The organism is Pseudomonas sp. Xaverov 83, assembly GCF_019352905.1.
Classification (GTDB): Bacteria; Pseudomonadota; Gammaproteobacteria; order Pseudomonadales; family Pseudomonadaceae; genus Aquipseudomonas; species Aquipseudomonas yamanorum.
Genome location: NZ_JAAAFU010000002.1, coordinates 186187 through 199227 on the forward strand (window position 1 = coordinate 186187; position 13041 = coordinate 199227).

Consider the following 13041-nt stretch of genomic DNA (forward strand, 5'->3'; position numbering starts at 1 on the left):
AACGTCGAGCAAAGCATGAAGTGGGACCCCGAGCAGCTCAATGCACAGCTCGCCCTGTACCGCGACATGAGCTTCAGTTCCAAGCCTGTTGACCTGCTGGTATGGCCAGAAACCGCCGTGCCGGTGCTCAAGGAGTCTGTTGAAGGCTACCTGGGCATGATGGGCAAGTTCGCTGCCGACCGGCACACCGCGCTGATCACCGGCGTGCCGATTCGCCAGGAAGTGCACCACCACAAGCGCTTCTTCAACGGCATCACCGTGGTGGGTGAAGGCGACGGTACCTACCTGAAGCAGAAGCTGGTGCCATTTGGCGAGTACGTGCCGCTGCAAGACATGCTACGCGGCTTGATCGCGTTCTTTGACCTGCCGATGTCGGACTTCGCCCGTGGGCCGTCCGACCAGGCCCTGCTGCAAGCCAAGGGCTATCAGATTGCGCCCTTCATTTGCTATGAAGTGGTGTACCCGGAGTTCGCCGCTGGCCTGTCGGCCCGCAGCGACTTGTTGCTGACCATCAGCAACGACACCTGGTTCGGCCGCTCCATCGGCCCGCTGCAACATTTGCAGATGGCCCAGATGCGCGCCCTGGAAGCCGGTCGCTGGATGATCCGCGCCACCAACAACGGCGTGACCGGCCTGATCAACCCGTACGGGCAGATTACCGTGCAGATCCCGCAGTTTGAACGCGGGATTCTCTACGGTGAAGTGGTGCCGATGCACAACCTCACGCCGTATCTGGAATGGCGCTCGTGGCCGTTGATCATCCTGTGCCTTGGCCTGTTTGGCTGGGCGCTGTTGGCGGGCCGGATGTCGAAAACGGTTTAATAGAAATACTCGAATAAATGTGGGAGCTGGCTTGCCTGCGATAGCATCACCTCGGTGTAACTGACACACCGAGGTGCCTGCATCGCGGGCAAGCCCGGCTCCCACAGAAGCCCGCTCCCACATTTGACCGGCGGTGTTACCTGTAAAACATCCGGTAGCCCACCTGCCCCACTGCTTCATTCAGCAACTGCCCGCTCTGCCAAATTGACTTGAATTCCGGCATCCAGCCACCCAGTGGCCGGGCATTGTCTAAACCGAGAAACCCCACCGGCGCCGGAACCACCGTAAACCCGGCCTTTTCGAAGCTCCAGCGCGAACGCGGCATGTGCCAGGCCTGGGTTACGACTACCACACGTTTGATCCCCTGGGGCAGCAGAATCTCTGCACTCATCTGCGCGTTTTCCCAAGTGGTACGGCTGCGTTCTTCCTTCCAGCGTACGCTCACGCCAAAGTCATCCTGCATCGACACCGCCATCAACTCCGCCTCACTCGGTGGCGTGCCGTAGTGCAAACCACCGCTGGTCAGCACCGGCAAGCCCGAAGCCTTGGCCAAGCGGGCCGCATAGCGCTGGCGCTCAAGACCGATACCCGTCGGCTGATCGGAGCCCCACGCCGGATCCCCGCGTTCACGCCCGGACCCCAATACCACAATGGCATCAGCCCGCTGCGCCAGGGTTGCCCATTCGTCACGGGCCAAAGGCGGCTCGGTCTCCAGGGCCTTGGCCCCCCACTGCACCGCCACCGGCAGGCTCATCAACCACATCCCGCCGAACCCCAAGGCAAAACACACCGCCGCCAGTCGCGGCCGGCTGCGACGAAACCACCAGGCAAGCGCCAGCAACAGCAACAGAATGCCGGGCGGCAACAGCAATTGTTTAATGAAATAACGAATAGGCATCGGGCATCTCCAAAGATGCCCGAAGCCTAAGGTGTAACGAGGTTTAGCGACAATCTTTACAAGAACAAACGTTGAGAAGGCTACAGATCACTAACGCGGTACTTCACTTGAAACGCACGGACCGGAGTTTTTCCGGGCCGCGACCGGCCGACAGATCCTTGAGCCATACCACCTTGGCCGAGCGCGAAACCTCCTGGGCTGGCGGGGAGGCCATGCCATGGGGCGCGCGATGCTCATTTAACTCCAGATACACCTTGATCACGTCCAGCTCTGCCTGGCTCAAGCCACGCAGTTCCAACTCCAGAGGCCGCTCATCACACAATCGGCCTGCGGTTTTTGCTGCATCCAGTGCTCGACCCAAACGGTCGATCAGTCCTTCGTACACCTGCGGTTTCGTTAAAGTTCTCTGCAAATCAACCATCCCTCACCTCATTGAAGATAAGACTCACTCCCCAATAAACAGCGTAGTCCTGCTGGCCCCGCCTGCCTGACGCCGCGACCAACGGCCTCGGCCGCGCAATCAGGGTTTCCCTCGATAGAGTGGGGTCATGTATGCTACGGCGCTTCCTGTAACTCCACTTCCCGCAGGGTTTGGGCACGGACGCGCCGCTTTTTGGTGTCGATCAACCTGAACGTTGCACCGAAGAGGATTAGGCCACCCCTATTCAGTTCAAAAGTAGCCATGCACGAACAATATCAGCCCCGTGAAATAGAAAATGCCGCCCAGTCGTTCTGGGATGAGCAAAAGTCCTTTGAAGTCAGTGAACAGCCAGGCAAGGAGACTTTCTATTGCCTATCGATGTTCCCTTACCCCAGCGGCAAGCTACACATGGGGCATGTGCGCAACTACACCATCGGCGACGTCATTTCTCGCTACCAGCGCATGCTGGGCAAGAACGTCCTGCAACCCATGGGTTGGGACGCCTTCGGCATGCCGGCGGAAAACGCCGCGATGAAGAACAACGTAGCACCCGCCAAGTGGACCTACGAAAACATCGCCTACATGAAGACCCAGCTGCGCAGCCTGGGCCTGGCGGTGGACTGGTCCCGCGAGGTGACCACCTGCAAGCCTGATTACTACCGCTGGGAACAATGGCTGTTCACTCGCCTGTTCGAAAAAGGTGTGATCTACAAGAAGAGCGGCACCGTGAACTGGGACCCGGTGGACCAGACCGTACTGGCCAACGAACAAGTGATCGACGGCCGCGGCTGGCGCTCCGGCGCGCTGATCGAGAAGCGCGAAATCCCGATGTACTACTTCAAGATCACCGCCTACGCGGATGAACTCTTGTCGAGCCTCGACGATTTGCCGGGCTGGCCCGAGCAGGTCAAGACCATGCAACGCAACTGGATCGGCAAGTCCAAGGGCATGGAAGTGCAGTTCCCCTACAACGTCGACTCCATCGGCGCAGAAGGCGTACTGAAAGTCTTCACCACCCGTCCGGACACCCTGATGGGCGCGACCTACGTCGCCGTGGCCGCTGAACACCCGCTGGCCACTCAGGCTGCACAGAACAACCCCGAGCTGCAGGCGTTCATCGCCGAATGCAAAGGCGGCAGCGTGGCCGAAGCCGACGTCGCCACTCAAGAGAAAAAAGGCTTGCCGACCGGGCTGTTCGTCGAGCACCCGTTGACCGGCGAGAAGCTGCCGGTGTGGGTCGCCAACTACGTGTTGATGCACTACGGCGATGGCGCGGTAATGGCCGTGCCAGCCCACGACGAACGCGATTTCGAATTCGCCACCAAGTACAGCCTGCCCATCAAGTCCGTGGTGCGCACCAGCTCCGGTGATACCAACCCGGCCCCGTGGCAAGACGCCTACGGCGAGCATGGCACCCTGATCAACTCCGGCGAGTTCGACGGCCTGGATTTCGAAGGCGCCTTCGACGCTATCGAAGTCGCGCTGATCAAGAAAAACCTCGGTGCCTCGCGCACCCAGTTCCGCCTGCGTGACTGGGGCATCAGCCGCCAGCGCTACTGGGGCTGCCCGATCCCGATCATCCACTGCGAAACCTGCGGTGACGTGCCGGTGCCGGAAGACCAACTGCCCGTCGTGTTACCGGAAGATGTAGTGCCGGACGGCGCCGGTTCGCCCTTGGCGCGCATGCCAGAATTCTACGAGTGCACCTGCCCGAACTGCGGCGCCCCGGCCAAGCGTGAAACCGACACCATGGACACCTTCGTGGAGTCCTCGTGGTACTACGCCCGCTACGCCTCGCCGCACTATGAAGGCGGCCTGGTGGAAAAATCCGCGGCCGACCATTGGTTGCCGGTAGACCAGTACATCGGCGGCATCGAACACGCCATCCTTCACCTGCTGTACGCGCGCTTCTTCCACAAGCTGATGCGTGACGAAGGCCTGGTGAGCTCCGACGAGCCGTTCAAGAACCTGCTGACCCAAGGTATGGTGATTGCCGAGACTTACTACCGTCGCGAAGCCAATGGTGCCTACACCTGGTTCAACCCGGCGGACGTCGAGTTGGTGCGTGACAGCAAGGCCAAAGTGATCAGTGCCAAGTTGATCTCCGACGGCCTGCCGGTGGAAATCGGCGGCACCGAGAAGATGGCCAAGTCGAAGAACAACGGCGTCGACCCACAGTCGATGATCGACCAGTTCGGCGCAGATACCTGCCGCCTGTTCATGATGTTCGCCTCGCCGCCCGACATGAGCGCGGAATGGTCCGACTCCGGCGTAGAGGGTTCGCACCGTTTCCTCAAGCGCGTCTGGCGCCTGGCGCACGCCCATGTCAGCCAGGGCTTGCCGGGCAAACTGGACGTTGCAGCCTTGAGCGATGAGCAAAAAGCCATTCGCCGCAGCACCCACCTGGCTATCAAGCACGCCAGCCAGGACGTGGGCCAGCACCACAAATTCAACACCGCCATCGCCCAGGTGATGACGCTGATGAACGTGCTGGAAAAAGCACCGCAGGTCACCGAACAGGACCGCGCGCTGGTACAGGAAGGCCTGGAAACGGTCACCCTGCTGCTGGCACCGATCACGCCACACATCTGCCACGACCTGTGGAGCCGTTTGGGCCACAGCGGCGCAGTCATCGATGCCGGCTGGCCGGTACAGGATGACAGCGCCCTGGTACAGGACACGCTGCAACTGGTGATTCAGGTCAACGGCAAGCTGCGTGGCCAGATCGACATGCCAGCCAGCGCCAGCCGTGAAGAAGTCGAAGCCGCCGCCCGTGCCAATGAGAACGTGCTGCGCTTCACCGAAGGCCTGACGATCCGCAAAGTGATCGTGGTGCCCGGCAAACTGGTCAATATCGTCGCTAGCTAATCGGATCGGGCGCCAGGGCATTACCTTGGCGCCGAACAAAACCTCCAGGGCCTCGATAAGGCCCACATGGTTTCAAGGGGAGCATCAAAATGATCAAACGCAATCTGCTGGTTATGGGCCTTGCCGTGCTACTGAGCGCTTGCGGCTTCCAGCTGCGCGGCACCGGCCACACCGAACTGGCGATCAAGGAACTGGACGTCACCGCCCGTAACTCCTACGGCGAGACCGTTCAACAGCTGCGCCAGGTCCTGGAAAACAGTGGTGTCAAAGTCTATTCAGGCGCGGCTTACAAACTGAACCTGCTGGATGAGAAAGAAGAGCAGCGCAACCTCAGCTATGCCAGTGCCGGGCGTGCTTCGGACATCGAGCTGAGCACCACGCTCTTCTTCGAAATCCAGGGCCACGACCACCTGCCGTTGATGGGCGACAAAATCCAGGTACAGAAAGTCGTGAGCCACGACGGCAACAACCTGGTGGGCTCGGACTCCGAAACCATCCAGGTGCGCAAGGAAATGCGTCGTGAGCTGGTACAGCGCATGCTTCTGCGCCTGCAGCTGATCACCCCGGAAAAACTGGATCAACTGCAGCAAACGGCAGATAACAAGGCCAAGGCAGATGCCGATGCGCTGAAAGCGGCGCAAGAGTATGAAAACAGCCAGCCGAAACAATCGCCTGTCGAAGTCCCAGCTGAGTAAGCCAGACGGGGCGCCCCTGGCGCCCCGTTCGCCCTGCCTATGAAACTTGCCCCCGCCCAACTCGCCAAGCACCTGCAAGGCAGCCTCGCGCCCGTCTACATCGTCAGCGGTGATGACCCGCTGCTCTGCCAGGAAGCTGCGGACGCGATCCGCACGGCCGCCCGTCAACAGGGCTTCGATGAACGCCAGGTGTTCAGCGCCGATGCCAGTTTCGACTGGGGGACGCTGCTGCAAGCCGGGGCGAGCATGTCGCTGTTTGCCGAGAAACGCCTGCTGGAACTGCGCCTGCCTTCGGGCAAGCCCGGCGACAAAGGCGCGGCGGCATTGATGGAATACTGCGCACGCCCTGCCGAAGACACGTTGCTGCTGATCAGCCTGCCCAAGCTGGATGGCAGCGCGCAGAAAACCAAGTGGGGCAAGGCGCTGGTGGAAGGCGGCCAGACCCAATTCATACAGATCTGGCCAGTGGACAGCAGTCAGCTGCCGCAGTGGATCCGTCAGCGCCTGTCGCAATCCGGGCTGAGTGCCAGCCAGGACGCCGTAGAGCTGATCGCGGCGCGAGTGGAAGGCAACCTGCTGGCCGCCGCCCAGGAAATCGAAAAGCTCAAGCTGATGGCAGAAGGCGGCCAGATCACTGTCGAAACCGTACAAGGCGCCGTGGCTGACAGCGCGCGCTTTGACGTGTTTGGTCTGGTGGATGCGATCCTCAACGGCGAACCCGCCCACGCCCTGCGCATGCTCGAAGGGCTGCGCGGCGAAGGCGTCGAGCCACCGGTGATTCTCTGGGCCCTGGCCCGGGAATTACGCCTGCTGGCCAATATTGCCCTGCAATACAGCCAAGGCATCCCGCTGGACAAGGCCTTCAGCCAAGCACGGCCACCGGTATGGGACAAACGCAAACCGCTGATCAGCAAAGCCCTGCAACGGCACTCGGCGCAACGCTGGGCGCAATTGCTGCTGGAAGCCCAGCGCATTGACGCGCAGATCAAGGGCCAGGCGGCGGGATCGCCCTGGATGAGCTTGAGTCGTTTGTCACTTTTGATGTCAGGACAGCGCTTGGCGCTGCCTGCTGAATAGTCCTACGTCTCGCCGGGCTGGACAGAATCCAAACTTCGGCCGATGATTCGCACCGCATCACCAACCCGCCAAAGAGTACCTATCATGAGCAAAAAGCCATCCAAGCATGGCCCCAACAAGGCCAAATCCATCATCGCCCAGCCGTTGTTCCGCAGTCGCCAGGAACGAGCCGGCAAAGGCAAAGGCAGCTACCGCCGCGAAGCCTTCCAGTCTAATAGCTGGGAGGCTTCTTACTTTCTGGCTGCCTGAAGGCAAGCGCCCCTCTGGCATGATAAGGTCTGTACCTGATTCGTACTCCCTGGACCTGTGCATGCCCTCTAGTCTTTCCCGTCGTTGGCACCTTCGCCAACTGATCGCTGCCTCCAGCCTCATTCTGTTAGTCGCCTGCGCGGAAAAACCCACCGCCGCCGATGCTCAACCCCTGCCCCCGCTCCAGACTGCACCGGTAGCCGCGCCTGCCGTCGTTGCGCCACTGGCGGTGGACAACCTTGATATCCAGCCGACCCAGACCTTTGCCGAATGGCAGGCAGGCTTTCGCGTGGAAGCCCTGAAGGCCGGGATCACGCCCCAGGTTTTCGACACAGCCTTTGCCAATGTCGTCCCCGATATGGCGGTGATCCGTGCCGACCGCAGCCAGCCGGAGTTCTCGCGCCCGGTGTGGGAATACCTCGATGGCGCCCTGTCGCCGCTGCGCGTGCGCAATGGCCAGTCGCTGCTGGTGAAATACGCTGACACTCTGCAACGCATAGAGGACCGTTATGGCGTCGACCGCCAGGCACTGGTCTCGGTGTGGGGCATGGAAAGTAACTTCGGCCAGTTCCAGGGCAACAACTCGGTGATTCGCTCCTTGGCGACCCTGGCATATGAAGGCCGTCGCCCAGCATTCGCCCAGGCCCAATTGCTGGCAGCACTGCAAATCATCCAGCACGGCGATATCTCTGCTGACCAGATGAAAGGCTCCTGGGCCGGGGCCATGGGCCAGACCCAGTTCATTCCGACCACCTACAACACCCACGCCGTGGACTTCGACGGTGACGGTCGCCGGGATATCTGGAACAGCCCGGCCGACGCCCTCGCCTCCACCGCGCACTACCTGCAAAGCTCCGGTTGGCAGAAAGGCCAGCCGTGGGGTTTTGAGGTGCAGCAACTGCCGTTGAACTTCGATTACGCCCTGGCCGATGGCAGCGTGCGTAAAACTGTAGGCGAATGGTTGAAACTGGGAATCCAGGTGCCGCCTGGCGCCAGTGTGCCGGCCAACGTGGACCAGCTTTCCGCGGCCCTGCTGCTGCCCGCCGGCTATCGTGGCCCGGCGTTCCTGGTGCTGGATAACTTCCGCGCGATCCTCAAGTACAACAACTCTTCGTCCTATGCGTTGGCGGTCGGTTTGCTGTCGGAACGGTTCGGCGGGGGTGGCTTGATTCGTGGGAGCTGGCCGAAAGATGAGCTGCCGTTGACCCGCTCACAGCGGATTGATTTGCAGACGGTGCTCAGTGCCCATGGTTACGATGCGGGCAACCCGGACGGGATCATTGGCGCCAATACCCGCAAGGCGATTCGTGCGGCACAGCAATCCCTGGGCTGGCCGGCGGATGGGTATCCGACGGTGAAGTTGCTGGAGTCGCTGCAAAGCCGATAGATCGGCGTATGGCGACTACCGCCATCGCAGGCAAGCCAGCTCCCACCTTTGACCGCGTCGTTCATGATGTACGCGGTCAATGTGGGAGCTGGCTTGCCTGCGATGAGGCCTTAAGAAGCAACAGAAATCTTAAACCTTAAACACCACATCCTGCTCCAACACCAACCGCCTCTCCCCCGCATCCAACCGCACCCTCGCGCCCATCGGCAAGGTCAGGTTCGGATTGCAGTGCCCACTGCGCCAGCCGGACAGCACCGGAATGCACAACGGCTCGAAGGTCTGCTTCAGCAAGCGCTCAAGCGCAAGGCTATCAACCCCAGCCACATCCCCCACCACCACACCCGCCACCTGAGCCAACTTGCCGGCCAGGCGCAAATGGGTGAGCAACCGATCAATGCGGTACAACGGCTCGTTAACATCTTCGATAAACAGAATGATGCCCTCGGCATCAATCTCATACGCCGTGCCCATCACCGCTGCGATCATCGATAGATTGCCGCCCAGCAGACGCCCACAGGCGATGCCCGGCTCGACGGTGGTCAACGGGTAGGCCACCGGGTGAGTCAGCTGGCTACCGGCTTTCACCTGCCCCCGCAGCATGCTGAACAGCGACGACTCGGTAGGTTGTTGCTTTTCGCCCAACAGGTCAGCGTTGTACATCGGCCCGTGGAAGGTGACGAAACCGGCATAGCGGTTGATCGCCAGGTGTAAGGCGGTGATATCGCTGTAGCCGACAAATGGCTTGGGATTGGCCCGCAGCAGGTCAAAGTCCAGGCGGTCCAGCAGGCGTGGGGTGCCGTAGCCGCCGCGCAGGCAGAAAATCGCGTCGATGGACGGGTCGGCGAACGCCGCGTGCAGGTCATTAAGGCGTACGTCATCGCTGCCGGCCAGGTAACCATCCCGCTCGCCTACACCCGGGAAAATCCGCAGTGTGTAGCCCCGGGCGCGCATCCATTGCGTGGCCTTGTCGATATCCAGCTCGGCCGGCCCGGCAGGGGCAATCAGCCCGATCACGCCTTCGGCGCGCAGCGCAGGTACCGCACAAGTGGTCAATTGAGTCGTCATCCATGGTTCTCCTCGTGTGGATTGCCCAAGGCACTCTAAACAGCAATGGTTGCAAACAGAAGAGGAAGAGTCAGTAGCAAATGTGGGAGCGGGCTTGGGTGGGAGCGGGCTTGCTCGCGAAAGCGGTCAGTCAGTCACCGAATAGGTCAACTGATCCAACGCATTCGCGAGCAAGCCCGCTCCCATCCAAGCCCGCTGCTCCCACAAGGGTCCTGAAGTGTCCGGCGTTCCGCGTATCAGGACACCAGGCTGGCCTTGACCAGTTTCGCCTGCTCGTCGGCGTGGTACGAGGAACGTACCAGCGGGCCGGAAGCGACGTTCTTGAAGCCCATCTTGTAGCCTTCTTCGGCAAACCAGGCGAACACGTCCGGGTGAACGAAGCGCTGTACTGGCAAGTGGCTACGGGACGGTTGCAGGTACTGGCCGAGGGTCAGCATGTCGATGTCGTGTTCGCGCATGCGCTTCATGACTTCGATCACTTCTTCGTCGGTTTCGCCCAGGCCCAGCATCAGACCGGATTTGGTCGGAATGTGCGGCATCATCTGCTTGAATTTCTGCAGCAGGGTCAGCGACCACTGGTAGTCCGAACCCGGACGCGCAGCCTTGTACAGACGCGGTACGGTTTCCAGGTTGTGGTTGAACACATCCGGCGGCTCGGCGGCGGTGATTTCCAGCGCCACGTCCATACGGCCACGGTAGTCCGGGACGAGGGTCTCGAGCATCACGTTCGGCGACAGCTTGCGGATCTCGCGGATGCAGTCGGCAAAGTGCTGGGCACCGCCGTCGCGCAGGTCGTCACGGTCTACCGAGGTGATCACGACGTACTTGAGTTTGAGGTCGGCGATGGCGATGGCCAGGCTTTCCGGCTCGTTGACGTCCAGCGGTTTCGGCCGGCCGTGGCCAACGTCGCAGAACGGGCAACGACGGGTGCAGATGTCACCCATGATCATGAAGGTCGCAGTGCCGCCGGAGAAGCACTCGCCCAGGTTCGGGCAAGACGCCTCTTCGCAGACGCTGTGCAGCTTGTGTTTGCGCAGCAGGGCCTTGATGCGGTCGACTTCCGGCGAAACCGGGATACGCACGCGAATCCAGTCAGGCTTTTTCGGCAGTTCGGTGGTCGGAATGATCTTCACCGGGATGCGTGCAACCTTCTCGGCGCCGCGCAGCTTGACGCCGGCTTCTACCTTGGCACGCGGGGCCGGACGCTCGGTAACATCCAGCGTCGGGATCATGGTTTGCACTGCATCAGTAGTCATAATCAGTCGATTCCGCCCGTTAGGGTCGTCTGCTCAGCATAGTCGAGGTGTTTGACGAGCTGCGCGCGCAGCCGGGCACTTACCTCGGCAAATTCTAGTGGTGTTGCGTGATCGCTCAACTGGGTCATCGCCAAACCGGCGTAACCGCAGGGATTGATCCGTCGAAACGGCGCCAGGTCCATGTCCACGTTCAAGGCCAGGCCGTGAAAGGAACAGCCGTGGCGAATCCGCAGGCCCAGGGAGGCGATTTTCGCGCCCTCTACGTAAACCCCCGGAGCATCCGGCTTGGCCGCTGCGGTCACACCGTAGCTGGCCAGCAACTCGATCAGGCATGACTCCATGCGACTGACCAGCTCACGTACGCCAAAACCCAGCCTGCGCACGTCCAGCAACAGATAAGCCACCAATTGGCCTGGGCCATGGTAAGTCACCTGCCCGCCGCGGTCGACCTGCACCACCGGGATTTCTCCCGGCAGCAACAAATGCTCGGCCTTGCCGGCCTGGCCCTGGGTGAAAACCGGCGGGTGTTCCACCAGCCAGATTTCATCCGGGGCTTCGGTGCCGCGCTCGTTGGTGAACCGCTGCATGGCGTGCCACACCGGTTCATATGCCATTTGGCCGAGCTCGCGAAAGCCCAGGGTCTGTGACATCACAACACCATGTGCACGAAGCCGGTGGCCCGCAGTTCGCTGTTGATGTTGTAGAGCTGGTCCTGGTCAGTCGCAACGATGTGCAACTGAATGGTGGTGTACTTGCCGTTGGTGCTTTGACGCTCATCCACACGGTCATGGTTGATCGTTGCGTGTTTCTTGACGATCTCGATGATCTTGTCTTTGTTGCCCACACCCGTATCGCTGATCACCTTGACGGGATAGTCCACGTTTGGGAATTCGATCTTTGGCGCCTTTACTTCGGTATCGGTCATGGCGTAACGGCCTCGTAAGCGTAAGCCGTGGCGACGGGCATAACCCCGCGCCGGATCAGCGCGGGGTCATGCAGGTGCACACTATCAGTTGAACAAGCTGTAGAAGAATAGACGGATGCTATCCCACACGCGTCGGAAGATACCACCTTCGTCGACGGCGTCCAGAGCGATCAGGTCGGCGCTGTGCACCACCTTGTCGTCCAGCTTCACTTCGACCTTACCGATGACATCGCCCTTGGCGATCGGTGCGACCAGCTGCGGGTTCATGGTCATGCTGGCCACCAGCTTCTTGAGCTGGCCTTTAGGCATGGTCAGGGTCAGGTCTTCAGCCAGGCCGGCCTTGACTTGATGGGTCGCGCCTTTCCACACAGGGGCTTGAGCTAGCTCGGTGCCTTTCTGGTAGAAGGTCTGGGTTTCGAAGAAACGGAAGCCATAGGTCAGCAGCTTCTGCGTCTCGGCCGCACGGGCCTGCTCGCTGTTGGTACCGAATACCACGGCAATCAGGCGCTGGCCGTCACGGACAGCGGACGACACCATGCAGTAGCCCGCTTCGTCGGTGTGACCGGTTTTCAGACCATCGACGGTCTTGTCACGCCACAGCAACAGGTTGCGGTTAGGTTGCTTGATGTTGTTCCAGAAGAACTCTTTCTGGGAGTAGATCGCGTAGTGCACCGGGTCGACACGAATGATCGCGCGGGCCAGGATGGCCATGTCGTGAGCCGACGAGTAGTGCTCCGGATTCGGCAGGCCGGTCGGGTTCATGAAGTGGCTGTTGGTCATGCCCAGGTCGGCCACGGTTTTGTTCATCATGTCGGCGAACGCGTCTTCGCTGCCGGCGATGTGCTCGGCCAAGGCCACGCTGGCATCGTTACCGGACTGGATGATGATGCCGTGCAGCAGGTCGCTGACAGTCACCTGCGAACCGACCTTGATGAACATCCGCGAACCGCCGGTGCGCCAGGCGTTTTCGCTGACGGTCACCGGATCGTTTTCACCGATCTGGCCGCGACGGATTTCCAGGGTCGCGATGTAGGCAGTCATCAGCTTGGTCAGGCTGGCTGGGGGCAGGCGCTGGTCACCGTTGTTCTCCACCAGCACGTTGCCGCTGGCGGCGTCCATCAGGACCCAGGCCTTGGCAGCCAGTTGCGGGGAAGCTGGCACCATTTCAACCGCCCAGGCGGCCGGGGTGATGATCAGCGAAAGAAGCAGGCACGTGCGTTTGGCTAAGGTGGTGATGTTCATCCGTCTCTCGAAATTGCTTATGGAAACTTGCCCTCGCGGGCAAAACTATTCAGACAGCCCGTCGCCAGACTGTCGCGTGTTCGGTTGTACGCCCACCCCTTGCCCCTGGGTTTTTATTGTTCAACGAGCCAACAAC

The 13041-nt window shown here is 60.9% G+C and carries 13 protein-coding genes; 6 read left to right on the plus strand and 7 right to left on the minus strand.

Features of this window, described 5'->3' with window-relative positions:
• Positions 1-822, plus strand: an 822-nt coding sequence (gene lnt, locus K0H47_RS30950; RefSeq protein ID WP_257626603.1) for an apolipoprotein N-acyltransferase, incomplete at its 5' end; no start/stop codon positions are given.
• A gap of 136 nt (positions 823-958) precedes the next feature.
• On the opposite strand, the gene K0H47_RS01015 is transcribed toward lnt, so the two are convergent.
• Positions 959-1720: a YdcF family protein gene (locus tag K0H47_RS01015; RefSeq protein ID WP_177071846.1), complete on the minus strand. Its 762-nt coding sequence runs from the start codon at positions 1718-1720 to the stop codon at positions 959-961.
• A gap of 103 nt (positions 1721-1823) precedes the next feature.
• Positions 1824-2141 carry a hypothetical protein gene (locus K0H47_RS01020; RefSeq protein ID WP_063026915.1) on the minus strand — a complete coding sequence of 106 codons (318 nt, stop codon included), beginning with the start codon at positions 2139-2141 and terminating at the stop codon, positions 1824-1826.
• 261 nt (positions 2142-2402) lie between these two features.
• On the opposite strand from K0H47_RS01020, the gene leuS reads away from it, so the two are divergent.
• The 5 genes from leuS (at position 2403) to K0H47_RS01045 (ending at position 8417) form a co-directional block, all read left to right on the plus strand.
• The gene (gene leuS, locus K0H47_RS01025) at positions 2403-5009 is read left to right on the plus strand and encodes a leucine--tRNA ligase (RefSeq protein WP_063026913.1); all 2607 of its coding nucleotides are present in this window, start codon (positions 2403-2405) and stop codon (positions 5007-5009) included.
• An 89-nt stretch (positions 5010-5098) separates the two neighbouring features.
• Complete coding sequence (gene lptE, locus K0H47_RS01030; protein ID WP_017476246.1) at positions 5099-5704, plus strand: LPS assembly lipoprotein LptE; 606 nt, start codon at positions 5099-5101, stop codon at positions 5702-5704.
• Positions 5705-5743: 39 nt separating this feature from the next.
• The gene (holA, locus tag K0H47_RS01035) at positions 5744-6781 is read left to right on the plus strand and encodes a DNA polymerase III subunit delta (protein ID WP_008436560.1); all 1038 of its coding nucleotides are present in this window, start codon (positions 5744-5746) and stop codon (positions 6779-6781) included.
• A gap of 84 nt (positions 6782-6865) precedes the next feature.
• Complete coding sequence (gene arfA / locus K0H47_RS01040) at positions 6866-7030, plus strand: alternative ribosome rescue factor ArfA (protein WP_003176285.1); 165 nt, start codon at positions 6866-6868, stop codon at positions 7028-7030.
• A 61-nt stretch (positions 7031-7091) separates the two neighbouring features.
• The gene (locus tag K0H47_RS01045; RefSeq protein ID WP_093204755.1) at positions 7092-8417 is read left to right on the plus strand and encodes a lytic murein transglycosylase; all 1326 of its coding nucleotides are present in this window, start codon (positions 7092-7094) and stop codon (positions 8415-8417) included.
• A gap of 129 nt (positions 8418-8546) precedes the next feature.
• Here K0H47_RS01045 and K0H47_RS01050 read toward each other — a convergent pair whose 3' ends face one another.
• From K0H47_RS01050 to K0H47_RS01070, 5 genes are all read right to left on the minus strand, one after another.
• Positions 8547-9482 carry an LD-carboxypeptidase gene (locus tag K0H47_RS01050; protein WP_219271767.1) on the minus strand — a complete coding sequence of 312 codons (936 nt, stop codon included), beginning with the start codon at positions 9480-9482 and terminating at the stop codon, positions 8547-8549.
• A 236-nt stretch (positions 9483-9718) separates the two neighbouring features.
• A complete protein-coding gene (gene lipA, locus K0H47_RS01055; protein ID WP_003215441.1) occupies positions 9719-10738 on the minus strand; it encodes a lipoyl synthase in 1020 nt (339 codons plus the stop codon).
• Positions 10739-10740: 2 nt separating this feature from the next.
• Positions 10741-11388 (minus strand): lipoyl(octanoyl) transferase LipB, encoded by a 648-nt coding sequence (gene lipB, locus K0H47_RS01060; protein WP_017476251.1) that lies wholly within the window; start codon positions 11386-11388, stop codon positions 10741-10743.
• Complete coding sequence (locus K0H47_RS01065; RefSeq protein WP_003215438.1) at positions 11388-11663, minus strand: DUF493 domain-containing protein; 276 nt, start codon at positions 11661-11663, stop codon at positions 11388-11390. Before K0H47_RS01065 ends, lipB begins: the two co-directional genes overlap by 1 nt.
• 84 nt (positions 11664-11747) lie before the next feature.
• Positions 11748-12905, minus strand: coding sequence for a D-alanyl-D-alanine carboxypeptidase family protein (locus tag K0H47_RS01070; RefSeq protein WP_017476252.1), 1158 nt, complete (start codon positions 12903-12905; stop codon positions 11748-11750).
• Positions 12906-13041: the final 136 nt, after the last annotated feature.

Coding starts and splice junctions, on each gene's coding strand:
- K0H47_RS01015 (WP_177071846.1), bottom strand. CDS start 1,720: ATGCCTATTCGTTATTTCATTAAACAATTGCTGTTGCCGCCCGGCATT.
- K0H47_RS01020 (WP_063026915.1), bottom strand. CDS start 2,141: ATGGTTGATTTGCAGAGAACTTTAACGAAACCGCAGGTGTACGAAGGA.
- leuS (WP_063026913.1), top strand. CDS start 2,403: ATGCACGAACAATATCAGCCCCGTGAAATAGAAAATGCCGCCCAGTCG.
- lptE (WP_017476246.1), top strand. CDS start 5,099: ATGATCAAACGCAATCTGCTGGTTATGGGCCTTGCCGTGCTACTGAGC.
- holA (WP_008436560.1), top strand. CDS start 5,744: ATGAAACTTGCCCCCGCCCAACTCGCCAAGCACCTGCAAGGCAGCCTC.
- arfA (WP_003176285.1), top strand. CDS start 6,866: ATGAGCAAAAAGCCATCCAAGCATGGCCCCAACAAGGCCAAATCCATC.
- K0H47_RS01045 (WP_093204755.1), top strand. CDS start 7,092: ATGCCCTCTAGTCTTTCCCGTCGTTGGCACCTTCGCCAACTGATCGCT.
- K0H47_RS01050 (WP_219271767.1), bottom strand. CDS start 9,482: ATGACGACTCAATTGACCACTTGTGCGGTACCTGCGCTGCGCGCCGAA.
- lipA (WP_003215441.1), bottom strand. CDS start 10,738: ATGACTACTGATGCAGTGCAAACCATGATCCCGACGCTGGATGTTACC.
- lipB (WP_017476251.1), bottom strand. CDS start 11,388: ATGTCACAGACCCTGGGCTTTCGCGAGCTCGGCCAAATGGCATATGAA.
- K0H47_RS01065 (WP_003215438.1), bottom strand. CDS start 11,663: ATGACCGATACCGAAGTAAAGGCGCCAAAGATCGAATTCCCAAACGTG.
- K0H47_RS01070 (WP_017476252.1), bottom strand. CDS start 12,905: ATGAACATCACCACCTTAGCCAAACGCACGTGCCTGCTTCTTTCGCTG.